Source organism: Proteus sp. CD3 (assembly GCF_008808075.1).
In the GTDB taxonomy this organism is placed as follows: Bacteria; Pseudomonadota; Gammaproteobacteria; order Enterobacterales; family Enterobacteriaceae; genus Proteus; species Proteus appendicitidis.
Genome location: NZ_CP019686.1, coordinates 641,260 through 666,883, shown reverse-complemented (window position 1 = coordinate 666,883; position 25,624 = coordinate 641,260). Strand labels below are relative to the sequence as shown.

Below are 25,624 nucleotides of genomic sequence, written 5' to 3'. Positions count from 1 at the left end.
CAATGTGTCGCGATTTTTTCTCTACTCCAAAATTTAAAATAGCTCCTAAGAAAATAAACTCTGTATATCCTTATACAGAGTTTGCTTTTGCTATTATTGGTAAGATAATGCGAAGGTTGCGATAGCAGTAAAATCACCAGGTACTGCGGCAGCTTTTGTTGAACCTTGTAAATAAGCGGCAAAATTTAAATCATTATTGCCATCATTTAGCATTTGAGCTGCACTTGCTTGACCTAATTTAATTTGCTCACCACCCGCATTGGTAATGACAACAGCCGCATTTTTAGCGATGCCCTCAATACCTAAAGAGCCTTCTAAAACATCAGCTGCTTCTGCACCGGTAAAAGTGGTTTTTACTGACTTATAAGTTTCAGTAGAGCACTGTAACAGCTTGATTTTGAATGATTGAGAATGGCTACGGCCACCATCTTTCAGCGCACTTGTTGAAACTTGACCTAAAGGAATGCGTTGAGCGCCAGATTCAGGATCAATAGAGCATGGAGCATCGATGATTGAACCGTAGAACTCGACAGTACCATGACCCTGATCACCAGCTGCAAACGCAGAACTAGCCATTACAGATAAACCTAATACCAAACCTAGTTGTTTTAATTTCATTTTATGTTTCCTAAAATAAAGTAATTAATGAAAATATAATAATTAACAACAATTAATTAATCAGGTAAATTAGCCCATAAAATACGGCTAAATAACCATGCTTAATAAAATTACAGGATTCTATTTATTTACCAAACCCAATCACCTTGATTATTAATTGGCTAATTAAATTAATTGAATAATAATTAATTTATGCAATTAGATAACAGGTCATATCAAGTTAGGCTTATTATTCTCTGCGTTTTTATTTAAGTCAAACCGCATAATTTTAATTAAATATAAATTTATTAATTCACTGATATTAATTGTATTTTTTATTGGAATACTCAGAATATAATTACACTCATAAAGAGTGATCGAAACAATCATCTAAAAATAAGTTCAATATGGGAAATGATTAGGGTTTAAATTCTGATTTGAATGAATTTAAAGATTAAAATGTTATTTATACTTTTTTTAAATAGATATGGGATAAAAATAATACTACTTATATTCTTACTGCATTACCCATTTAACTTATTTTTTACAATTTTTTAATGAATATAGATAACCAATTGATTTAAATAATTATTAATATATGGTGATGTTAATTATTTTTATATTAAATTATTCAATTTCAATACAACTAAGTTACAAAAAATAATCCCAAATAGACTCCTTATTTAAGGATTGCTTGTAACATATTGAATACAAACAAGATTAAATAATTAATTTGCTGTATTTATTAATAAATTACTCATACATTCTTCCATCCCTACTTAATATATAAGTAAATATACTCCAAATGTATTATTTTTATCCATGCAAAAAACCACATTTATATCAGATATATTTGCATATTTTAAAGTATAAAATAAAAGCAATTTTGTTTCATAATGTAAAAAAGATTAATTTTATATTTATACAAAAAACAACAATAACGATAGAAAAAAGATCTTAAATCTAATTAATATTAATTTTTACAATAAGAATAAAAGATATTTTTGAAAAATAAAGCAACATTTAGGATAACCCTTAATCATTTTCTTTGTATATAGGCGATATTTTACACGCTGAATAAAGAATAGTGTTAATGCCTAAATAATATACATTGTTTTCATTTACATTAATGTATATCTAAATCTCAACATGATTATCTAAATAAGATACTCATATTAAGTTGACTATAAGGGTTGTTTTTTTCAATCTTAACTCGCTAAATAGCAAAATTAAGCACTATCAATTAACGTGATTACGCTCTGCGTCAAAAAACAAATTGTTACAGTTTGTTAACTCACGAAAAGAAAATTGTAACAGCGGTAATACATGGCACAATAGCTTAAAGTTCCTACGTTAAGTTAGGGGTGAATTCAACATGGAGAAAATATTTCATTATGGAGCTGACTTTTTTAGGCACAAATGCTGGCGTTCCTTCTAAAGATCGCAATGTCACAAGTATGGTGCTCGATTTACAAAATAAACAAAAAAGTATGTGGATGTTTGATTGTGGCGAAGCGACACAACATCAAATATTGCATACCCGCGTGAAACTGCCGCGTTTAAATAAAATTTTTATTACCCACTTACATGGTGATCATATTTTTGGTTTACCGGGATTACTTTGTAGCCGCTCAATGGGTGGAACGGAAACACTTTTAACGGTATATGGCCCTACAGGTATAAAAGCCTTTATAGAAACGGCACTAACATTAAGCCAATCTTATTTAACTTATCCTATTAATATTGTTGAAATTGACAAAGCCGGCTTTCTGTTTGAAGAAGAAGGTATAAAAGTCAGTTGTGAGGCATTGTCTCATCCCGTGCCTTGTTTTGGTTACCGCTTAGAAGAAGAAAACAAACTGGGTAAATTAGATGCAGAAAAACTGAAAGCGGAAAATATTCCTGCTGGTCCTTGGTTACAAGAGTTAAAGCAAGGCAAAACCATAACATTACCAGATGGGCGAACTGTTAATGGTAAAGACTATATTGGTGAAGAAATAAAAGGTCGTTGTATTGCGATTTTTGGGGATACTCAACCTACGCCTAATGCATTAAAGCTGGCTAATAACGCAGATGTTATTGTTCATGAAGCGACGTTTAAACATGAAATGGCAGAGCAAGCAAACAGCCGAGGGCATTCAACAACAGTACAAGCGGCACAGTTAGCCAAAGATGCGAATATCAAAAGACTGATTATCACGCATATTAGTAGTCGTTATTCACCGCAAGAGTGTGCTGAATTACTCAATGAAAGCCAACAAATCTTTAGCCATACTGAAATGGCCTCTGATTTTGAGGTATTTAAGTTGTAATTGTGCTTTTGCCATATCACAGTGGCGATATATGTCGCCACTGTAATAAATCAGACGCCACTCATCGACGTATATTTTAGCGATTTATCTATAACGTAGTTCGTTTTATCTTTCCATCTTGCAAAATAAAATTGACTTTTCCATCCCAAAATTCAGCCAAGAAAATATCTTCTGGTTTATCAATATGCTGATTTTTCATCTCATCTTGTAGCCACGTTTCATCTTTTTCTATTTGTGCTAATTCTGATGTTCGAATAACACCGTCTTTCATAACAATAATCGAAGGCATTTTTGCGCCATCACATACCACAGTGATTTGTCCATCCGGTTCAATTTGTGCGTAATTGACCTCTTGAAACGAATGAATACCCTGAGCATGAAGACGAGACGTGATGTTTAAAATGTCTATTTTGTTCTTTTTCTCCATGATGTTTTCCATTATAAACTCGCCCTTCTTTATAATAGGAATAGGATTACCAATGGTCACTGCACGGAAGAAGTTGAAGCGCTTACTGATATAATTAAGCAAAGAGATAAAACAGACACCAATTAAAAAGACAATAATATACTGATAAAGAGGGATCGCATCGGTATAAATCACCCCACCCATAATGCCACCGAGTACAAAATTTCCAATAAAATCAATAGGTGTTAATTGAGAGAGTTGTGTTTTACCCGATAAATTCATATGCGCTAATATGATAGTAAAACCAATAATAAATTTGATAACAACCAGAAAGTAATATTCCATTTGCCCCTCACATTTCCAATAATTTCTGCACTTATTATAAAGCAGAAAATCTCATCCAGATAAAAATCCACGTTGTTTTTGCTTTATTTTTCATCGAATTTGACTAAGAAAAAACTCTTAATATACTTAGGTTTGTTGATTTTAGGACTCGAACTATACTTATTCAGATAGTTTTGTCGTAATCTTTTCAATCAACACAATAGCTTCTCGCCTTTTCTAGTTCTTACGCGGGATATCACTGAATTGTTTTTGAACACACATTTTGGAGAAAAAAATGAATAAAAAACTACTTACTTCATTGGTTCTAGCGGGTCTTGTTACCATTACAGCAGGTTGTGATGATTCATCTAAAAAAGTCGATGAGGGCATTGATAAGGCAAAGGAAACCGCAACTCAAGTTACTGAAACAGCGCAAGATAAAGCTAATGAGTTAACTGAACAAGCCAAAGATAAAGCCGCAGACTTGAAAGAAAATGCATCAGCAAAAGCAGATGAATTAACACAACAAGCTCAAGAGCTAAAAGATAAAGCGGAACAAAAAACGGCTGAGCTAAAAGCGCAAGCTGATGAAAAAACAGATGAGTTAAAACAAGCTGCATCCGCTAAGGCTGATGAAATCAAACAAAGCTTAGATGCCGAAAGTGATAAATTAGCTGAGAAAGCGGCTGAATTAAAACAAGATGCAAATAAAACCATTGATAACTTAAAGCAAGAGACAGATAAGAAAGTTGATCAATTAAAAGGTGATGCTGCAAAAACAAGTGATGATGTAAAACAGCAAGCCCAAGAAACTGAAAACAAAGCGCTTGATAAAGCTGACCAATTAACTGATCAAGCCAAACAAAAAATTGATGATTTAAAAGCTGAAAACAAATAATCCGATTTCAGTTTTTTTGATGAATTGAGAGCCAGTAAATCTTTACTGGCTTTTTTTTGCACTAAAAAAGACAAGGGTTGATCGATTAAGCAAAAAATGTAACCATGTTCTCCTTTTTTCAACAGGAGAAACCTATTAAAGAGCGAAAGCATCCAAGATATAAGTTTATTAATAAATTGATTTAATTGCAGTTTTCTTCATCTTGCGGAAAAAATAATTTACTTCCGTGCTTTTATAAAACACCTTGCCAATTTGGTGCTTTATTCAAATTTTCTTATGAACTTTTCTTTTCTGATGACATAAGCAATCAGACAATGGGTAGCGAAAAGTTTCTTTCTAGGAAAATAACAATAATAGGTTAACTATGAGTCAACAAAACGATATAACCCCTCAAAAAGTTAGGGTGAAAATTCATCCTCCTGTTTTTTATACATCAGCATTGTTAATTTTACTGGTCGTTGGTTTCTCTGCGTTATTTCCAGAGTTGGCTAATGATAAACTGGGTCATCTTCAGGAAAACCTCTTCACAAATGCGAGCTGGTTCTACATTCTAGCCGTTGCATTGGTTTTGCTGAGTGTGACTTACTTGGGGCTTTCCCGCTTTGGTCAAATCAAGTTAGGGCCTGATCATGCTCGCCCTCACTTTAGTTATTTTGCTTGGTTTGCCATGCTCTTTTCAGCAGGAATGGGGATTGGCTTAATGTTCTTTGGTGTTGCTGAACCTGTTATGCATTATCTGATGCCTCCAACAGGTGAAGCTCAAACCATAGAAGCCGCAAAAGAAGCCATGCGCTTAACCTTTTTCCACTGGGGATTACATGCATGGGCAATTTACGCTATTGTCGCGTTGATCTTAGCTTTCTTCTCTTATCGCCATGGTTTACCGTTAACACTGCGTTCTGCACTTTATCCAATTATTGGTGATCGCATACATGGCCCAATTGGTCATGCTGTTGATATTTTCGCTGTTATGGGAACCGTATTTGGTGTCGCAACCTCCCTCGGATTTGGTGTTCTGCAAGTTAATGCGGGTTTAAATCACCTCTTTAATGTACCTATTGACCCTTCTGTTCAAGTCATATTGATTGTTGTGATCACCGCACTTGCAACCATTTCTGTTGTTTCTGGTTTAGAAAAAGGCATTCGTTTTTTATCTGAACTTAACTTAGGATTGGCGGTTATTCTTCTTTTATTAGTCATTATTCTCGGTCCAACTGTATTGATATTAAAATCATTTGTTGAAAATACAGGGGGATATCTATCCGAAATTGTCAGTAAAACCTTTAATCTTTACGCATACGAGCCAAAATCGAGTGATTGGTTAGGGGGATGGACACTGCTTTATTGGGGATGGTGGCTTTCATGGTCTCCATTTGTAGGGATGTTTATCGCCCGTATTTCACGAGGCCGTACTATTCGTGAATTTGTTATTGGTGTTCTATTTGTTCCTGCTGGTTTTACCTTACTTTGGATGACTGTTTTTGGTAATACCGCTATTCATTTAATCAAAGATAAAGGTGCCGAAACTCTCGCCAATATCGTGCAGCAAGATGTGTCATTGGCTCTATTTGAGTTCTTAAATTATTTCCCATTCTCATCCGTTTTATCTTTCTTTGCGATGTTGATGGTGGTTGTCTTTTTTGTGACTTCGGCAGACTCTGGTGCTATGGTTGTTGATACTTTAGCTTCTGGCGGTGATAGTGAAACACCAGTATGGCAACGTATTTTCTGGGCGAGTTTAATGGGCATTTCTGCAATTACTTTATTGTTAGCCGGTGGTTTAACCGCGCTACAAACAGTAACCATTGCAAGCGCTCTTCCCTTCTCAATGGTATTGCTTGCTTCTATTTATGGGCTAATAAAAGCATTGCGAGTGGATGTATATAAACGTGATAGCCAACAGCTAACGACAATTGCACCACCAGCAAGCCGCAATCCGATCCCTTGGCAACGTCGTTTAAGAAATATTGCCTATTTTCCTAAACGCTCTCATGTAAAACGTTTTATGGATGAAGTGATCCAACCCTCAATGGAAATGGTGTCTGCCGAATTAAGTAAGCAAGCGACACAATGTTTTATCCATAATGAAGAAGATGATCGAATTGGTTTTGAAGTCGATTTAGGCGATGACATGAATTTCTTCTATGAAGTTCGCCTGCGTTTTTATACTCAACCCGCCTTTGCTTTAGCTGGACTAAGTGATGAAGAAAGAGATGAAGAGCATAAATATTATCGTGCTGAAATTCATTTAAAAGAAGGTGGACAAGATTACGATGTAATGGGTTGGACGAAAGAACAAATCATTCACGATATCCTTGATCAGTACGAAAAACACATTCACTTCTTACATGTATTAGGTAAGCAATAATTTTATCTGCATAATGGCAACAAAAAGGAGATGCCATGGCATCTCCTTTTTTCTTATCACATAGCTTATTTCTCTGATTGTTCTACATCATCTACGTTAAGCGCAATCAGTTCTTTTAATAATCCAGATAACTTTTGTAGTTTTTCAGTCGAAAACTTTTGCTCAAGTAATTGATAGCCTTCTTCAATTTTGGGCTGGATCTTATCGTATAAACTTTGCCCATTAGCAGAAAGCGAAACAAAAAGTTTACGTTGGTCACTTACTGGTTTTAAACGACAAATTAGCTCGTCTCTTTCCATTCTAATCAAAATCCCCGTTAGACTTGGTCGAAGAATACACGATTTTTGCGCTAACTCATGGAAATCAATAGAACGCTTATCCGCAAGTACACGAATGATCCGCCATTGCTGTTCTGTCAGATTATGCTCTTTGAGAACAGGTCGAAAAAAACCCATCGCAGATTCCCGTGCTTGTAGCAGCGCGATAGTTAATGATTCATGCATAATCAAGAAGCTCTTTATATGGTGTTATAGGTGAAATGACAAAATATCACGCAATATAGACAGTGAAAAAATACCGCTACTTATGGTTGATAGAATAACTATATTTTAAGAATAGACTAATTGTTACAATTATTCATATTAACAAATAAATAAAGTTGACTCAATTTTTGCAATTTCCTTCCCTTTGGGCAATTTATTACTCATGTTCCTTTTTTAAGATTAATGTCATCTTTCACAATATCTTGAGCTATACGCATTTTTTATGAGTTGGCAATTTGTGTTATCTCTTTACCAATCAAAAAAAGTAGCCTAATTTGCCTATTATCCCATCTCTAAATTAGGAATAATGGCGCTTAGCGATAAGGTTGTCTCACTGTTTTTTGAGATAAAGTTAACAAGTTGTAACAAAGAAAGATTGCTATCTTTGTTCATGCGCGGTAGCGTTACGGCTTTAAAACAACGCAACAAAGAAACCGGCAATAGCATTACAACTTTGTTAGCGGAGTAGTTAGGTGATTTTTTAGTTATCTAACTAATAATTATTTTAAGTGAAGACGCCCACAGATGAGAAGTCTGGCAGTAGGAGTAAATAATGTCTGAGGAAAAACAGGCTAACCCACTTTTTCGGGATGCGATGGCAAGCTTAGGTGCTGCGGTCAATATCGTGGCAACAAATGGTGATGCGGGATGTTGTGGCTTAACAGCAACAGCAGTATGTTCTGTTACTGATAATCCGCCTACCGTGATGGTCTGCATCAACAGTAAAAGTCAAATGAACGCTATTTTTCAAGAAAATGGAAAATTAAGCATCAATATATTGAATCATGAGCAAGAAGAAATGGCATGTCATTTCGCCGGAATGACAGGGCTTGCGATGGCAGAGCGTTTTACCCAACCAGGATGGCAACACGGGCAATTACAACAACCCGTATTAGCAAATGCGCTCGCCTGCTTAGAAGGTGATATTTATGATGTACGCCAAGTGGGTACACATTTTGTTTATATGACCGAAATTAAGAATATTTCGGTACGTGAAGATGGTGATGGGCTTATTTATTTCAAACGTCGTTTCCATTCTGTTAAAAATGAACAAGTACTAATCTCCGTTTAAAGTTCACCTATTTTACCTCAAGATAAAAACGCACTTTTAATAAGGGCGTTTTTTTATTGATTATAATCACATCATAAAATTAAATATTTATCTATATTAAATGAATATTTATTCAACTAGATAACATTCACTAGCGTTTAGATATTTATTAAATATTTATTAACATCTGTTTGTTATAAAAGATTAATTTTTAATTATAATGAAAAATTTCTTTCTAGAATCAATCAGTCACATAATCAAAAATATTTTCGCTCTACTTTTTCTCTTTATCTTTATTTAATTTATTAAGATTAAAATATAAACAAATAATAATCTCCTTGGTTATATTTTATACCAAAGATCAATTAAATGACTTTATTTGAAAATAAACTAATGAATATTTTTTTCAATCTGGTATTAATCTTACCTACAGTGTGATCAACCTTTGAGAAGTCATTCCATCAATATATTAGTCTACTCGACTTGCTGATTACCTTCTTAAATTTGCAAACATCACTCTAAATGCGACAGATAATGTTACCGTCGTGTAACATTCCTCGTGAATGTGAGTAAATAACATCGTTGTTGAAAATAAATAATAATTAGGGGCATTACAGATATGGATAAACCCGCTCAAGTCGGTTTATTACAACAGCCTAAACCATTCTTTATGATTTTCTTTGTAGAATTATGGGAACGTTTTGGTTACTACGGCGTACAAGGTATTCTTGCCGTTTATTTTGTTAGTAAACTCGGTTTCTCTCAAGAACAGGCTTTTATTACTTTTGGTGCATTCTCTGCACTGGTTTATGGGCTTATTTCTATTGGTGGTTATGTTGGTGACCACTTATTAGGAACAAAACGAACTATTGTTTTAGGTGCTATCGTCTTGGCTATCGGTTATTTCATGACTGGTATGTCAATTATGTACCCTAATTTAATTTTCTACGCATTAGGAACTATCGCAGTCGGTAATGGTTTATTTAAAGCCAACCCTGCCAGCTTATTAGCAAAATGTTACCCACCTAAAGATCCACGTCTTGATGGTGCATTTACGCTATTTTATATGTCGATCAATATCGGCTCCTTAATTTCTTTATCTATCGCCCCTGTATTGGCTGAACGTTACGGATATGCATTGACTTATAATATCTGTGGTATTGGCTTACTCATGGCGTTATTAGTTTATTTCTTCTGTCGTAAAATGGTTGCCAATATTGGTTCTGAACCAGACCATTTACCGATGAGCTTTAGCAAACTGTTATTAGTAATTGCTGGCTCTGTTGCAATGGTATTTGTTTGTGCATGGTTACTGCACAACGTAATGATTGCAAATATCGTTTTAGTCAGCCTGTCTATTATTGTTGTCTTCATTTATTTCCGTGAAGCGTTTAAACAAAAAGACAGAGTCGCTCGTAATAAAATGTATGTTGCATTTGTTCTGATGTTAGAAGCTGTTGTTTTCTATATTCTGTATGCTCAGATGCCAACCTCACTGAACTTCTTTGCTATTCATAACGTTCATCACACGCTTTTAGGCTTTGATATTAACCCTGTAAGCTTCCAAGCACTAAACCCATTCTGGATCATTGTTGCTAGCCCAATCCTTGCTATCGCTTACAGCCATTTTGGCGCGAAAGGTAAAGACTTCTCAATGCCTGCGAAGTTTACTGCTGGTATGCTTCTGTGCTCATTAGGATTCCTTACAGCGGCAGCATCAGGTATGTGGTTTGCCGATGCTCAAGGCTTAACATCTCCTTGGTTTATCGTTCTGGTTTACTTATTCCAGAGCTTAGGTGAACTGATGATCAGTGCGTTAGGTTTAGCAATGGTTGCAGCATTCGTACCGCAATACATGATGGGCTTTATTTTAGGTATGTGGTTCTTAACACAAGCCACCGCTTATCTGTTAGGGGGTTATGTAGCGACTTTCACCGCAGCACCAGAAGGCATTACTGATCCACTACAAACATTACCTATTTATACTGATGTATTTGGTAAAATTGGTATTGTGACCTTAATTGTCGGTATCGTTATGTGGGCAACCGTACCTTTATTAAATCGCATGATGAAAGAAGAAAGCAGAGACGGTAAAGTCACAGGCTAATCTTTCAATCAATATATTGCTTGATATAAGCGCCTATTTATTAATAGGCGCTTTTTTTATACCTATGCATTTCATCGTTAATATTTAAAGAGAAATATCATCATAGACAAACTGCCTGATAGCTTTTTGCCCGGCATAAAAAAACCCGCCAAATAAGCGGGTTTAGTTTAATCATTAAGAATGATCCAATTACAGAACATCAACTGAATTCAATTCTTTAAATGCTTGCTCTAAACGAACAACCATTGATGATTGTGCATGACGTAACCAGTTACGTGGGTCGTAGTATTTCTTGTTAGGTTTATCAGCACCTTCTGGATTACCTAACTGAGCTTGTAAATAGCCTTCGTTCTTTTTGTAGAACTGTAAGATACCATCCCAAGTTGCCCACTGAGTATCTGTATCGATATTCATTTTGATAACACCATAGCCAACAGCTTCTTTGATTTCTTCTGCTGAAGAACCGGAGCCGCCGTGGAAAACGAAGTCTAAGCTATTGTGTGGCAGGTTGAATTTCTCAGATACGTAGTCTTGTGAGTTACGTAGAATTTTTGGCGTTAACTGAACGTTACCTGGTTTATAAACACCGTGAACGTTACCAAAAGATGCCGCGATAGTGAAACGAGGGCTTACCGCACTCAGTTTTTCGTATGCGTAAGCAACATCTTCTGGTTGAGTATAAAGCGCAGAGCTGTCCATACCTGTGTTATCAACACCGTCTTCTTCACCACCTGTACAGCCTAATTCGATTTCTAAAGTCATATCGATTTTAGCCATACGCGCTAAATATTTAGCACAGATTTCGATGTTTTCTTCTAATGATTCTTCAGATAAGTCAATCATGTGAGAAGAGAACAGTGGTTTACCTGTTTTAGCGTAGTGTTTTTCACCAGCATCTAACAGACCATCAATCCATGGTAATAATTTTTTCGCACAGTGGTCAGTATGCAGAATAACAGGAACACCGTAGTATTCAGCCATTTGGTGTACATGATGAGCGCCAGAAATTGCGCCTAAAATAGCAGCTTGCTGTGGTACATCAGATTTAAGACCTTTACCTGCGATAAATGCAGCACCACCGTTAGAGAACTGTACAATAACAGGAGAACGAACTTTCGCAGCAGCTTCTAACACAGCATTGATTGAGTCAGTACCTACACAGTTAACCGCAGGCAGAGCAAATTTGTTTTCTTTTGCTACTGCAAATACTTTTTGTACATCATCACCAGTGATGACACCCGGTTTCACGAAATCAAAAACTTTAGACATGTAATAAGATCCTATATTTGGAACAGGTAGAAAATAGCTTTCTACCTGTATGAGCTGACTTAATTACTGTTTAGCGCGTTCTTCTAACATTGCAACAGCAGGAAGTTTTTTGCCTTCAACGAATTCTAAGAAAGCACCACCACCGGTTGAAATGTAAGAGATTTTGTCTGCGATATCAAATAAATCAATAGCAGCCAGCGTATCACCACCACCAGCGATAGAGAATGCTTCACTATCTGCAATAGCATTAGCGATGATTTCTGTACCTTTGCGGAAGTTAGGGAATTCAAACACACCTACTGGGCCATTCCACAGGATAGTTTTCGCGTTTTTCAGGATCTCTGCTAAACGTTCTGCTGTAACATCACCGATATCCAGTACTTGTTCATCATCTTTGATATCACTTGCTGATTTTAAAACAGCCTCTGCAGTTTCAGAGAATTCAGTTGCAACACGAACATCACTTGGCACTGGAATATCACATTTTTCCATCAGTTTTTTAGCATCATCAACTAGGTCTGCTTCATATAAAGAGCGACCAACTGGATGACCTTCTGCTGCGATAAAGGTATTTGCGATACCACCACCAACGATTAATTGGTCAGCAATTTTTGATAAAGAATCTAATACAGTCAGTTTAGTTGATACTTTAGAACCACCAACAATCGCAACCATTGGGCGAGCAGGTTTATCTAATGCTTTACCTAATGCTTCAAGCTCTGCTGATAACAGAGGACCCGCGCAAGCAACTTGTGCAAATTTAGCAACACCATGAGTTGATGCTTGAGCACGGTGAGCAGTACCGAATGCATCCATGACGAAAACATCACATAATGCAGCGTATTGTTTAGACAGCGTTTCGTCGTCTTTCTTTTCGCCTTTGTTAAAACGAACGTTTTCAAGAACAACTAATTCACCGGCATTGACTTCAACACCATTTAAATAGTCTTTAGCAAGGCTAACTGGTGCAGTTAATTTATCTTTCAGATAGTCAACAACTGGTTTTAAAGAGAACTCTTCGTTGTACTCACCTTCAGTAGGACGACCTAAGTGAGAAGTTACCATCACTTTAGCGCCTTGTTTTAACGCGGCTTCAATTGTTGGTAAAGAAGCACGGATACGTGCATCTGAAGTTACTTTACCATCTTTAACTGGAACGTTCAGGTCAGCACGGATAAGAACTCGTTTACCCGCTAGGTCTAAATCGGTCATCTTAATTACAGACATGATGAATCCTCTCATTGATTCTCTAAAATTTAGTAATCTTCTGTTCAGTGCCTTGTATTATTACGCGACACCGTCATTAAAACATGATTATTTAAAACCAGTTGCAGCCATTGCTAACGTTGTATCAAGCATTCGGTTAGCAAAGCCCCATTCATTATCACACCAGACTAAAGTCTTGATCAGGTGTTGCCCACTGACTCTTGTTTGTGTGCCATCTACGATTGCACTATGAGGATCGTGGTTAAAATCAGTTGAGACTAATGGCAATTCTGTGTAATCCACTATACCACGAAATGCACCAGTTGCTGATTTTTGAATTAACCGATTGACATCTAACACATTTACAGCAGTTTTTACAGTGACACTTAAATCAATTGCCGTCACATTAATTGTAGGAACTCGTACAGAAATTGCCTCAAAATGATCCCTAAATTTCGGGAAGATCCGCGTAATTCCTGCCGCCAGTTTTGTATCAACAGGAATAATAGATTGTCCTGCTGCACGAGTACGACGTAAATCCTTATGGTATGCATCAATCACAGGTTGATCGTTCATGGCTGCATGGATTGTTGTTACTGTTCCTGACTCTATATTAAACGCGTCATCCATCATTTTAATGATCGGAATAATGCAATTTGTTGTACAAGATGCGTTTGAAACAATTCGGTGCTCTTTTTTAAGTTCGTGTTGATTCACACCAAAAACGACTGTTGCATCTAAATCTGTTGTACCGGGATGAGAAAAAAGCACTTTCTTTGCGCCTTGTGCAATATGCGCTTCGCCATCAGCTCGTGAGCCATATGCACCACTACAATCAAGTACGACATCAATACCAAGTTCACCCCAAGGTAAATCCGTAATATCAGCGTGATGAAATAAGCGAATAGTATCATCACCCACTTGCAATAAATCGTTATTAATTCGTACATCCCAAGCAAAACGTCCATGGCTGGAGTCATACTTGAGAAGATGCCCAATACCTTGTGCATCAGCCAATTCATTTACTGCAACAACCGTTATTTCAGCTCGTTTACCTGATTCATAAAGCGCTCTTAACACATTACGCCCTATACGACCAAAACCGTTAATAGCGACTCTGATTGTCATGTGACTTCCTTGATAACTCGTGATTTGCAACCGCTTAGAATAATAGAGCAACATACTAATCAACAACGATAAATCAAGTAAATCTAGAAATTGTGCAGTCACCGACATTTTAGGATTAACTGAAACGGTTCAGCTTACTGATAATCAGATTACGAGAAATGAGAGAAGATCGCAATAGTAAACAAAGATGGAAGGATAAAAAAAGAGCACATCTGAGAAATTCTTCCCAAAAATGTGCTCTTGTTAACATTTATTGATTATTTAAGTAAAGATTTTGCCTGTGTAACCACATTTTCGACAGTAAAACCAAACTCTTCAAATAACTCGTTTGCAGGCGCAGATTCACCGAAGCTACGCATACCTACAATCGCACCATCTAAACCAACATACTTGAACCAGTAGTCAGCAATACCAGCTTCGATAGCAACACGCGCTTTCACTGATGTTGGTAATACTGCTTCACGGTAATCTGCATCTTGTTTATCAAATGCATCTGTTGCTGGCATAGAAACAACACGTACTTTACGACCTTCAGCTGTCAGTTGTTCATAAGCGCTAACCGCTAATTCAACTTCAGAACCTGTCGCAATAAAGATTAATTCTGGAGTACCCGCGCAATCTTTCAGGATGTAACCACCCTTCTCGATATTTGCCAGTTGCTCTGGAGTACGTGGTTGTTGTGCAAGATTTTGACGAGAGAAGATCAGCGCTGTTGGACCATCTTTACGATCAATTGCATATTTCCATGCAACAGCGGATTCAACTTGGTCACATGGACGCCATGTGCTCACGTTTGGAGTTACACGCAGGCTTGCCATTTGCTCAACAGGTTGGTGAGTTGGGCCATCTTCACCCAGACCGATAGAGTCATGAGTATAAACAAAGATACTGCGGATCTTCATCAGTGCAGCCATACGTACAGCATTACGTGCATATTCCATAAACATCAGGAAGGTAGCGCCGTAAGGAACAAAACCGCCATGTAATGCAATACCATTCATGATTGCAGACATACCGAATTCACGCACACCATAATGGATGTAGTTACCTGCTTCGTCTTCATTCAGCGCTTTAGAACCAGACCACATAGTCAAGTTACTTGGTGCTAAGTCCGCAGAACCGCCCATGAATTCTGGTAATACTTTACCGAATGCTTCTAATGCATTTTGAGACGCTTTACGGCTTGCAATGCTTGAAGGGTTTTGTTGCAGATTTTCAATAAATGCTTTGGAATCTTTTTCCCAGTTTGCTGGTAATTCACCAGAAACACGGCGTTTAAATTCAGCCGCTAATTCAGGGAATTGTGCTGCGTATGCAGCAAATTTAGCATCCCATGACGCTTCTTTTGCTTTACCCGCTTCTTTCGCATCCCACTCTTTATAAATTTCTTGTGGAATTTCGAATGGGCCGTATTCCCAGCCTAACGCTTTACGTGTTTCAGCGATTTCTGCATCACCTAATGGGGAACCGTGAGAATCCGCAGTACCTGCTTTATGAGGAGAGCCAAAACCGATAGTGGTTTTACAAATCAGCAGTGAAGGTTTGTCAGTGATCTGTTTTGCTGCTTCAATTGCGGCTTTAATGCTTGCTGCATCGTGACCATCAATGCCACTAATTACATGCCAGCCATAAGCGTCGAAACGTTCTGCGGTATTATCAGTAAACCAACCATGCACTTTACCATCAATAGAGATGCCATTGTCATCGTAGAATGCAATCAGTTTACCTAACTGTAATGTTCCCGCTAAAGAACACGCTTCGTGAGAGATACCTTCCATCATACAACCATCACCCATAAAGGCGTAGGTGTAGTGATCAACAATGTCATGACCAGGACGGTTAAATTGAGCGGCTAATGTGCGTTCTGCAATAGCAAAACCCACTGCGTTTGCAATACCTTGACCTAAAGGACCCGTTGTTGTTTCAACACCTGGGGTGTAACCATATTCTGGGTGACCCGGTGTTTTAGAATGCAATTGACGGAAGTTTTTCAGATCATCTAAAGAAACTTCATAACCAGACAGGTGCAGTAAGCTGTAAATCAGCATCGAAGCATGACCATTAGATAAAACGAAACGGTCACGATCAGCCCAGTTAGGGTTAGTTGGGTTATGATTTAAAAAATCACGCCATAATACTTCTGCAATATCAGCCATACCCATAGGGGCGCCGGGGTGTCCTGATTTCGCTTTTTGCACAGCATCCATACTTAAAAAACGGATCGCATTAGCAAGGGTTTTACGAGTGGTCATTTTCTACTCCAAGTCGGATAAAAAGCATCTAGATAGCTGATTCTCTCAATGCGGGCAAAAAACCGCAATATAAAAAATCCACAAAGGTGGCTATCGTAATTAGCATAAAGCAATAATTCTTTGATTTGCACGGCATTTTTTACGATCAAAGCGGAAAATAACATTACACCACCGCATTGTTGCGCAACAAAAAGCAAAAAAGGCAATGACTTGCGCAATTGAGAAGCGTGCTATTAAACCTTAGCTTGATATGACTAATCAAGATAAAATTTCATTGCTGAATTATCCATCAAATCAAATAAATACCGTATTTGTTTTAATTATAACCTAATAACTAACTGAACTTGTTACAAAGACGTAGAATTATAAGAGCTTAAAAAAGATAAAAAGCAGATAATTCACTGATTCAGTAATAAAAATCTTATTTACATCATATATAGCTAAAAGGAAAAATCAGGGTAACGTAAATGTTACTTATTACCTTAGCAAAACGAGTGAGAAAATAAATAATTAGGTTATTCCAAGAATGGTTTTTATAAATTTTATTACAATAAAGAATATATTTTTCGTATTTTGACTTTCAATAAGCCTAAAGTTTCTTTTTTCTGTGTTAATTGAATATTTTTTTCTATTATTATTTTTGCAGAAAAATAGTTTCAAAAAACAGCTTACTTAATAATACGCGAAAGTCTGCAAAGCAAAAAAACCCAGCATAAATGCTGGGGTTTAGCAATGGAAGGCATCCCTCCGAATTGGATTATCATTTAATGTGGTTATAACTAACCTTGTTCAGATATTTTTAAAGACCGGTATTTTTCTTACTTCTTTAAGGTAGGCAGTACCTTCAGTATTGCCAGTACCTGGCGAGGCGCCCAGCATTTTTACAGCAATACCGTAATGCGACTGCCGCCATATTTTCATGCCTAATCCAAACGACTCCATCGCTTGATGAAAATCGTCTTTATACAAATTATTCTGAGGAATAAGATTAAAAACATCATCAATCGTCTCGGGGTTAGATAAAATCGCCTCGCTTACCTCCGGTACCGCTTGATAGGCTATTGAATTGAATCTTTCGGCATCAGGTCTACTACACAATGATTCAACTTTCTTATAACTGCGTGACTGGATTGCACTAGAACCTTCGGTATAATCTCTGAACCTATGAAAGGCATCAACCCGTAACGTCGATAACAATGGAAAAAGTGCTGCCATTTCATTCAATCGATTAGCGCTGAGAAACAAGAGTTCAGTTGCTTGTTTCAGATCCGATTTAGCAAAGGCAATAACTTCCGTTAAACAAGAGGCCAGCCAATCAAACAATGTTTCAAAGGCCTGTAATATACGTAGAAAAATGTACTCATCATGATTAATATAAACGGGTATCATTGAGTATTCTAAGCGTAATTTTTCATTATCAGATAAGCGTAAAAACACAGCAGAACAAATTGTGTCGCAGATCGTTATCATATCCCGCTCATTATTTTCCCACTGTATATTCATTCGTTGATATACTTTTCCCATACACTTTATCAGTCGTCGGCAACGCGTATTAACAAGTCGCTGATCTGGTGCCATTTCATAGAGCCAACTGCCATTATTACGCAATGCATCTAGCTCAAAACGGATTAAATCCATAGTAATAATAGTCAATTGCCAATCGATATAATCAGCACTATTTTCTGTGTAATTCTGCCAATGTAATAAATCCAGTGCTAGATAAGATCGGTAACTATAAGTGTCATCAAATTTATCCAAGACGACGTTAAGAAAACTTAGCATCCAATCACCAGCGGAACTGCGGGCTAATTCATCTCGATATACTGCCAGTTGTTGTAATTTTTGCTGGGTAACAAAATGTTTTCCAACCTTATGAAATTCAGAAAGGATCTCTCTAGCATCACACCGATGACTATTATTCAATAGACTGTCTTCGGTGGTCACTCTATAACTCTTTTCACGTTTTGAATCAGCCCCATCAAGATGCTCTTGCTCTGATATTCTATCAACCATAGTTAGCTCCCGGCTCTTTGTTGCATAAATGTCAGGATTTCAAGTTGCTGGGCGAGTAGTTTTATATATTCCATCCCGCGCTTCACTAATACTGTTGCCTTCGCTACATGCCCAGCACGCAATTCACTCGCTGCTTCAGCTAACTCTTCATTTTGAAGCTTCAACCATCGCTCTGTGGATTAATGTATAACTTGAAAGCACAATTCATTAGTAATATGAATATATTTATACAATATAACAGTCATTAAAACCAACAATAATTTAACGTCAAGCCAACCCCCCTAACTGTAAAAAGACATATTTATCGGAATAACATAAATAAAATCAATCAAGTTAAAATAAAAATAATTTTATTATATAGGTTGAAAATTCTTTAAATTAATCCACTAAAGAGTAATTAAAGCTAATTAAAAGTGATAATTTGCATTATTGTAGTTTTTTAGTTCACTTAGTTATTATGATTTATTTTATTATTCTAATTGCTTTAATTATTTTAACGGTAATTTTTCGAAGGGTAACAATTAAAGATATCCCGTCATTAATCACAAGTCTGATAAGTAAATACATAAAATATATTTATATTTTTTATTCAAGCAATGTTAAAATCTGTTTTCTTGGTTTCCAGTAATTATTTATATATTCAATCAAACGACTATGCGGGTCTAATAAACAGGGTGTTACTGGATAACTGGGCTAGTTTGGATATCAACGGGGATAAGTACTGGTGTTACCCGCTTAGTTGCTCGCTTAATGGTAGGAGAAAGCCTTGTGTTCTTATGTTTAGCTCAAAAAGTTCAATGTATCTGAACGCACGTTACAGCGTGATTTACGTGAGCGCTTGGCTTAATTGCGGGTAGAAGGTCGGAAAAGTGGCATACTGCTGGCTGGTATGATGATAAAATCCCAATAGCAAAAACGCCATGCTAATAAATAGCATGGCGTCATAATTTGGCGGAACGGACGGGACTCGAACCCGCGACCCCCTGCGTGACAGGCAGGTATTCTAACCAACTGAACTACCGCTCCGGGTATCCTTTCGGACGAGGTGAATATTACGAATCTCTTGCCTTGTCGTCAACTGTTTTTCTAACAAAAAGATGCATTTGGATAGTTTTTAATCTCAACTAAGCCTTTATGCTTTTTTTATATTCAAACTGACTCATCATTTGATGCTGGACGCCACAAACAATGCCCGCCTTTTTTCTCAACTAAATCTAATCGAGATTCGTGTTCAGCAAGTTCTTCTGCGGTGGCTCTTATGACTCTTAATCCTGAAACTGGGCGTTCGATACGCTGAATATCATTTTGCTCTTGCTCGTTACTTGATTCGCCTTCCATTGAAAATGCTAATGCTGTTTGTCCACCGGTCATTGCCAAGTAAACGTCAGAAAGTATTTCAGCATCCAATAACGCGCCGTGAAGAGTACGTTTAGAGTTATCTATTAAGTATCTATCACATAAGGCATCAAGATTATTTCGTTTACCGGGAAATAATGCCCTTGCCATTGCAAGGCTATCGGTAATTTGGCAGAACGTTTCGGTAGGCGGAATATCACGATTAAGCTTTCTAAACTCATAATCCATAAAGCCAATATCGAACGATGCGTTATGAATGATCAGCTCTGCGCCACGAATATATTCTAAAAATTCATCAGCAATATCAGCAAAAGAAGGACAATCCTCTAAAAACTCATCACTAATACCGTGAACTTCAAACGCTTCGGGATCAACTAATCTTTCGGGCTTAATATAAACATGGAAATTTCGCCCTGTTAATCGACGATTGATAACCTCCACGGCACCAATTTCAATGATATTATGACCTTCATAATGAACGCCCAGCTTATTCATACCGGTGGTTTCGGTATCAAGTACAATTTGTCGTGTGATTGGAGTGCTCATAATCCGTTTTTATGTCAGACTTAGGGTTAGTTTTTCGTATTAATCAAAAAGGATAAGTCGCCTTTATGCACAAGCAGGTAGAAATATTCACCGATGGTTCATGCTTAGGCAACCCAGGCCCTGGTGGTTATGGCGCTATTTTACGCTATCAACAACATGAAAAAACCCTAAGTGAAGGTTTTTTTATGACCACCAATAACCGAATGGAACTTCTTGCCGCTATCGTAGCATTAGAAACATTAAAATTCCCTTGTAAAATTACACTGACAACAGATAGCCAATATGTCAGACAAGGTATCACACAGTGGATCCATAGCTGGAAAAAGCGCCAATGGCGTAAAGCTGATAAAAGCCCTGTGCTTAATGTCGATTTATGGAAACGCTTAGATAGTGCTATTACTCGTCATGAAATCGAATGGCATTGGGTAAAAGGTCATGCTGGTCATGATGAAAATGAACGTTGTGATGAATTAGCAAAAACGGCGGCTCAATCACCTACACAAGAAGACACTGGTTATATTGAAAGCCAGAAAGATAAAACACAATGAATCATATTTTATGGCTCTGAGCGATTGCGTGTAGCGCCTAAAACTCGACCTTTTACACTCAGGCGTGGCAATGCAAATTTCAATGCCGTGGGTGTTAAAGGAAGCGTTCTTTTACGAGCAATAATTAAATTTAAACAGCCACCGATGTGATAGCGGCTACCATCACGTTTTATTGGTCTTGAAAATGGCATAATTTGGAAGTTCTGTTGTGTCATGACTTCGTAATTTAACACACTAAGCCAATCAATTTGGCGTCGAAGTGAAAACATACGACTTGAATAAGGCTGCTTTTGTCGTAAAAGAGGCGTACATTTACCTAGCCCTAATAAACTAATAGGGTTAAAGCTCGTTAATACTATCCAGCCATCATCAATTAAAACACGGTCAGCTTCTCTTAATAGCCAATGAGGATCTGCGCTATAATCAAGTACATGAGCCATAAGGCAAACATCTATCGATTTATTTTCAAAGGGTAGATAATCTAAGGACGCGATAACATCCGCATTTATTGCATTCGATGTCACATTGACTTGATGTGAAACGATACTTAATTTGGTATCAAGTTCGGCACTGAGTTGACCGAGTTTTAGCAAATGAAAGCCATACATTTTCGGCCACCAGTTTTGTAAACGCAATTCAATCGCCATGCGATAATATTCCCCCCAAGGAATATCACGCCAAGAGTCTGGCATTGTAATTGGTTTTACTGAACGCGCTGCTTTCATCGTTTAACCCTTTATATTTTATAAGTAAGGTAACTTATATGGAGCTTATCAGAATTCCTGCTTTATCCGATAACTACATTTGGCTATTAAGTAATGAAAATAGTGAATGTGTGATTGTAGACCCGTCACAAGCCAAACCTGTTATTGAAATGCTCTCACAACGTTCACTAACGCCTATCGCGATTTTATTAACCCACCATCATGAGGATCATGTTGGTGGCGTTGCCGAGCTTGTAAAAAAATATCCTAACATTGACGTTTTTGGCCCACAAGAAACACAAAGTAAAGGGGCTGAAAATATTATTCATAATCAAGAACGCATCATTGTTGGCACCTTCACTTTTAATGTGATTGGCACACCGGGCCATACATTAGGTCATGTTGCTTATTACTGTGAACCATATTTATTTTGTGGCGATACACTTTTTTCTGGTGGTTGTGGTCGTTTATTCGAAGGCACCGCACAACAAATGTTTAGTTCATTACAAAGATTGAGTGCTTTACCTGATAACACATTAATTTGTTGCGCTCATGAATACACCCTATCAAATATGACCTTTGCGCATCATATCATGCCAGAAAATGCACTTATTACCGATTATTTAGCCCAAGTTAGTGAAATGCGTAAAAATTCACAACCAACTGTGCCAATAACACTGAAAAACGAAAAGAATATTAATCTTTTTTTGAAATCTGACGATATTGATTTGCAAAGGATTTTAGATATAACCACTAATACTTATGCTCCAATTAAGACATTTACAAAATTAAGAGAATTAAAAGACAACTTTTAATCTCTATTGATTGTTTTATTTTGGCACACTAAGTATCATTTGGTTTAAAAAACACACAGGATGAATTTTTCTATTATGAAGACAAAAGCGATTTTGTTCTCCATATTGCTATTGGCGGGCTGTCAGCAATCTGAGAACATTAAACCTAATTTGTCTGCGATCACACCAACATCAACGAAAGGGACTTCAACTTCTCACCAACCTCAATATGATGTAAAAACCAATTTATGGGGTTATGTGGTAAGTGAATTGAAAATGGACCTCCCTGAAAATGAAAGGATCTCGCAGCAAGAATTATATTTTTTAAATAATCCCAAACATATACAGAGTGTTGCTTCTCGTGCTGAACCTTATATGTATTCGATTATTGATGAAATAGAAAAACGTGAATTACCGATGGAACTTGCACTTGTTCCTGTCGTTGAAAGTGCGTTTAATCCCCATGTTACCTCTTCTGCAAATGCCGCTGGTTTATGGCAATTTGTACCGATAACCGGTAATTACTATGGTTTGGCACAAAACCAATGGTATGACGGTCGTCGTGATGTTATGGCATCAACTAAAGCAGCCCTTGATTTACTAGAGCGCTTGTATGTGATGTTCGATAGTGATTGGGCACTTGCCCTTGCTGCTTATAACGCAGGCGAAGGTCGTGTTATGCAAGCAATAAAGGCAAATGAGAGTCAAAACTTACCAACAGACTATTGGTCGCTTTCTTTACCTAAAGAAACGATGAATTATGTGCCGAAAATTCTCGCGTTGAGCAAAGTTATTCGTGAAAACGAACAGACCATTACTTTTCCAAAAAGTAACTATCGAGATAAAGCATTAGCCTCATTTGATGTCGGCGAGCAAATCACGTTAAATAAAGTTGCTGAATTAAGTCAGTTACCTATTAATACCGTGAAAGATTATAACCCCGGTTATAAGCGTGGAATAACCGCACCGAATGGTCCTCATGTCATTATGTTGCCTCGCAATAAACTTGACCAATTCCGTAACGCTTTTGAGGATGAAGCGGTATTAGAAACAATTCGCTTGGCTGTTGCCAAAACGAATCAATCTATTAAGCAAGAAGGTGTTTATAAGGTTCGTTCAGGGGATTCGTTTTACGCTATTGCTCGTCGCTACAATATGAGTGTCAAAGACTTACAGCGTATTAATGGCTTAAATGCCAAGAGCACATTACTGGTTGGTCAAACATTAAAAATTCATAATGCTGGTAGTGTCAGTAATACCACGATAACGAAACCAGCAAAACCTTCACCCAGCTACTATAAAGTACGCCAAGGTGACTCTTATTACAGTATTGCCCGTCGCCACGGCATTAACCTAAAACAGTTAATGAGCTGGAACGCTGACATTAAAATGTTAAAACCGGGTACTCAATTAACACTGTATATAAAATAGTTTTTGTACTTAAACGTCTTGAAAGCCATCAATATATTTAATACCTTAGCGGTGATAAATAGAGATGGCTTTTTCTTTATTATCAATGAGTCACTCTTTTTATCCCTTTCATCCCTTTCATCCCTTTTATCCTTTTCGTCTATTCCTTCTATTTTATTCTGCTTGAATATGGCTCCCCCTTTACCATTGCAAATATTAGGTAATAAAAAAAGCGCCTGATATTTAACTATCACGCGCTTCATTTTTATCTCTATTTGATTAATTTAGCGTACTTAATTTAGCACACTAACTTATAGCCAGAAGAACCAAGCAAACAGAGCGATAACTAAGATACATACTAAGTTCAGCACACCACCGACACGTACCATTTCACTTTGTTTAATGTAACCTGAACCAAAAACAATCGCATTTGGTGGAGTTGCAACAGGCAACATAAACGCACAAGATGCACCAATACCGATAATCATCGTTAACGCCATTACTGGCATACCTAATGCTTGTGCTACTGTTGCAAAGATAGGTACTAATAACGCGGCACTCGCAGTATTACTGGTAAATTCAGTTAATACGATGATAAAGGTTGTTACCGCAAGGATAATCACGAACCAGTGGCTTGCACCAAAGGTTTCCTTCATGAAATCTGCCATCACAAGGCTTGCACCAGAAGACTGTAAAATAGCGCTCAGTGTTAAACCACCACCGAACAGCATTAACACACCCCACTCTGTATTCTCTTGGATTTGGCTCCAGCTTGCTACACCTGTTACACCGATAACAATTGCCGCACTAACCGCAATAACTGTATCTAAATCTTTTACACCACCAAGAGCACTGCTGATGAAAGAGCTGAAGATCCAGCAAAATACGGTAACTAAGAAGATAGTCATGGCGATAACACGTTTGTTATTCCACTCTAACACTTCTAATTTGAGGTCAAATTTATGTTTTAAATTAGGACGTAGCATCAGGTACATCACAATAAACATGATAGGCAGTAACACTAACATGATTGGAATACCGTATTTCATCCACGTAATAAAATCTAAGTTCAATTGAGCCGCAGCAATCGCATTTGGTGGGCTACCAACCAACGTACCTAAGCCACCGATACTTGCACTATAAGCAACACCTAATAATACGAATACGAAAGTATTACGCTCTGAACGAATATCTAAGTTGGATAAAATACCTAATACTAAAGGTAGCATCATCGCAGCCGTTGCTGTGTTACTGATCCACATTGAAAGTAATGCAGTTACACCAAATAACAACAATACCGCGATTGAAAGTTTACCTTTTGCAATCATCAGCAAGCGGTTAGCAATTAAGCGATCTAGCCCTTGAATATGAAGCGCTGTCGCTAATGCAAAGCCACCGAAGAATAAGAAAATAATGGGATTTGCAAATGATTTTAATGACTCATTGGTATTCATTAGCCCGAGTACAACGGCTAATATAGGAATAAATAATGCTGTTATCGTAACGTGAATAGCTTCTGTCAGCCATAACACCCCAACAAACACCATTAATGCTAAACCTGCATTGGCCTTTGGATCATAAGGTAAAAATTCTAGCAAAAGCAGTAATAATACCACATCGATAGCCAGAATAATTAACCCTCGTTTGTTTATCGGGCTAGACTTCGCCGATGGGGCTAAATTGGATGCGTCCATGATAATACTCCACATTAGCTGATATGAACATTGGATTCACTAAGCTTAAATTGTTAACGAAATAGGTTATATGTGAAATATAAAAACATTTCTCGCCAT

Annotated in this window: 20 protein-coding genes and 1 tRNA gene; 8 read left to right on the top strand and 13 right to left on the bottom strand. The window is 37.2% G+C overall.

Annotation, left to right across the window (positions count from 1 at the left end; all coding sequences use genetic code 11):
* Nucleotides 1-93: 93 nt before the first annotated feature.
* Nucleotides 94-618, bottom strand: coding sequence for a fimbrial protein (locus tag BTA34_RS02905; RefSeq protein WP_151434427.1), 525 nt, complete (start codon nt 616-618; stop codon nt 94-96).
* Between the two features lie 1,373 nt (nt 619-1,991).
* On the opposite strand from BTA34_RS02905, the gene rnz reads away from it, so the two are divergent.
* Nucleotides 1,992-2,909 carry a ribonuclease Z gene (gene rnz, locus BTA34_RS02900; protein WP_151434426.1) on the top strand — a complete coding sequence of 306 codons (918 nt, stop codon included), beginning with the start codon at nt 1,992-1,994 and terminating at the stop codon, nt 2,907-2,909.
* Between the two features lie 88 nt (nt 2,910-2,997).
* On the opposite strand, the gene BTA34_RS02895 is transcribed toward rnz, so the two are convergent.
* Entirely contained in the window at nt 2,998-3,660 is a 663-nt protein-coding gene (locus BTA34_RS02895) for a DUF421 domain-containing protein (protein WP_151434425.1), read from the bottom strand.
* A gap of 274 nt (nt 3,661-3,934) precedes the next feature.
* Here BTA34_RS02895 and BTA34_RS02890 point away from each other — a divergent pair, with 274 nt between their 5' ends.
* Together BTA34_RS02890 and BTA34_RS02885 are read left to right on the top strand one after the other, a co-directional pair.
* Nucleotides 3,935-4,537 carry a hypothetical protein gene (locus tag BTA34_RS02890; protein WP_151434424.1) on the top strand — a complete coding sequence of 201 codons (603 nt, stop codon included), beginning with the start codon at nt 3,935-3,937 and terminating at the stop codon, nt 4,535-4,537.
* A 364-nt stretch (nt 4,538-4,901) separates the two neighbouring features.
* Nucleotides 4,902-6,905 (top strand): BCCT family transporter, encoded by a 2,004-nt coding sequence (locus BTA34_RS02885; protein WP_151434423.1) that lies wholly within the window; start codon nt 4,902-4,904, stop codon nt 6,903-6,905.
* Nucleotides 6,906-6,970: 65 nt separating this feature from the next.
* Here the strand turns inward: BTA34_RS02885 and hpaR are convergent, their stop codons facing one another.
* A complete protein-coding gene (hpaR, locus tag BTA34_RS02880; RefSeq protein ID WP_151434422.1) occupies nt 6,971-7,408 on the bottom strand; it encodes a homoprotocatechuate degradation operon regulator HpaR in 438 nt (145 codons plus the stop codon).
* A 592-nt stretch (nt 7,409-8,000) separates the two neighbouring features.
* Between hpaR and hpaC the strand changes: the two genes are divergently transcribed.
* Together hpaC and dtpB are read left to right on the top strand one after the other, a co-directional pair.
* Nucleotides 8,001-8,519 carry a 4-hydroxyphenylacetate 3-monooxygenase, reductase component gene (gene hpaC / locus BTA34_RS02875; RefSeq protein WP_151434421.1) on the top strand — a complete coding sequence of 173 codons (519 nt, stop codon included), beginning with the start codon at nt 8,001-8,003 and terminating at the stop codon, nt 8,517-8,519.
* A gap of 598 nt (nt 8,520-9,117) precedes the next feature.
* Nucleotides 9,118-10,605, top strand: a complete 1,488-nt coding sequence (gene dtpB, locus BTA34_RS02870) for a dipeptide/tripeptide permease DtpB (RefSeq protein WP_151434420.1) — start codon at nt 9,118-9,120, stop codon at nt 10,603-10,605.
* A 189-nt stretch (nt 10,606-10,794) separates the two neighbouring features.
* Here the strand turns inward: dtpB and fbaA are convergent, their stop codons facing one another.
* From fbaA to dnaQ, 8 genes are all read right to left on the bottom strand, one after another.
* The gene (gene fbaA / locus BTA34_RS02865) at nt 10,795-11,874 is read right to left on the bottom strand and encodes a class II fructose-bisphosphate aldolase (RefSeq protein ID WP_151434419.1); all 1,080 of its coding nucleotides are present in this window, start codon (nt 11,872-11,874) and stop codon (nt 10,795-10,797) included.
* A gap of 63 nt (nt 11,875-11,937) precedes the next feature.
* The gene (pgk, locus tag BTA34_RS02860; RefSeq protein ID WP_099074324.1) at nt 11,938-13,101 is read right to left on the bottom strand and encodes a phosphoglycerate kinase; all 1,164 of its coding nucleotides are present in this window, start codon (nt 13,099-13,101) and stop codon (nt 11,938-11,940) included.
* An 87-nt stretch (nt 13,102-13,188) separates the two neighbouring features.
* Nucleotides 13,189-14,208, bottom strand: a complete 1,020-nt coding sequence (gene epd, locus BTA34_RS02855; RefSeq protein ID WP_151434418.1) for an erythrose-4-phosphate dehydrogenase — start codon at nt 14,206-14,208, stop codon at nt 13,189-13,191.
* A gap of 257 nt (nt 14,209-14,465) precedes the next feature.
* Nucleotides 14,466-16,460 carry a transketolase gene (gene tkt / locus BTA34_RS02850; protein WP_151434417.1) on the bottom strand — a complete coding sequence of 665 codons (1,995 nt, stop codon included), beginning with the start codon at nt 16,458-16,460 and terminating at the stop codon, nt 14,466-14,468.
* Nucleotides 16,461-17,249: 789 nt separating this feature from the next.
* Nucleotides 17,250-18,473, bottom strand: coding sequence for a hypothetical protein (locus BTA34_RS02845; protein ID WP_151434416.1), 1,224 nt, complete (start codon nt 18,471-18,473; stop codon nt 17,250-17,252).
* Nucleotides 18,474-18,475: 2 nt separating this feature from the next.
* On the bottom strand, nt 18,476-18,637 hold the full coding sequence (locus BTA34_RS18255; protein ID WP_265576165.1) for a hypothetical protein: 162 nt from the start codon (nt 18,635-18,637) through the stop codon (nt 18,476-18,478).
* A gap of 785 nt (nt 18,638-19,422) precedes the next feature.
* A tRNA-Asp gene (locus BTA34_RS02840) sits at nt 19,423-19,499 on the bottom strand.
* A 123-nt stretch (nt 19,500-19,622) separates the two neighbouring features.
* Entirely contained in the window at nt 19,623-20,375 is a 753-nt protein-coding gene (gene dnaQ / locus BTA34_RS02835; RefSeq protein ID WP_151434415.1) for a DNA polymerase III subunit epsilon, read from the bottom strand.
* A gap of 65 nt (nt 20,376-20,440) precedes the next feature.
* On the opposite strand from dnaQ, the gene rnhA reads away from it, so the two are divergent.
* The gene (gene rnhA / locus BTA34_RS02830) at nt 20,441-20,923 is read left to right on the top strand and encodes a ribonuclease HI (protein ID WP_023581088.1); all 483 of its coding nucleotides are present in this window, start codon (nt 20,441-20,443) and stop codon (nt 20,921-20,923) included.
* Between the two features lie 8 nt (nt 20,924-20,931).
* On the opposite strand, the gene BTA34_RS02825 is transcribed toward rnhA, so the two are convergent.
* Nucleotides 20,932-21,648 (bottom strand): methyltransferase domain-containing protein, encoded by a 717-nt coding sequence (locus tag BTA34_RS02825; RefSeq protein WP_151434414.1) that lies wholly within the window; start codon nt 21,646-21,648, stop codon nt 20,932-20,934.
* 38 nt (nt 21,649-21,686) lie between these two features.
* On the opposite strand from BTA34_RS02825, the gene gloB reads away from it, so the two are divergent.
* The gene (gloB, locus tag BTA34_RS02820) at nt 21,687-22,442 is read left to right on the top strand and encodes a hydroxyacylglutathione hydrolase (RefSeq protein ID WP_151434413.1); all 756 of its coding nucleotides are present in this window, start codon (nt 21,687-21,689) and stop codon (nt 22,440-22,442) included.
* Nucleotides 22,443-22,517: 75 nt separating this feature from the next.
* A complete protein-coding gene (gene mltD, locus BTA34_RS02815) occupies nt 22,518-23,852 on the top strand; it encodes a murein transglycosylase D (protein WP_151434412.1) in 1,335 nt (444 codons plus the stop codon).
* A 290-nt stretch (nt 23,853-24,142) separates the two neighbouring features.
* Here mltD and BTA34_RS02810 read toward each other — a convergent pair whose 3' ends face one another.
* Nucleotides 24,143-25,525, bottom strand: a complete 1,383-nt coding sequence (locus BTA34_RS02810) for an SLC13 family permease (protein ID WP_151434411.1) — start codon at nt 25,523-25,525, stop codon at nt 24,143-24,145.
* Nucleotides 25,526-25,624 lie beyond the last annotated feature (99 nt).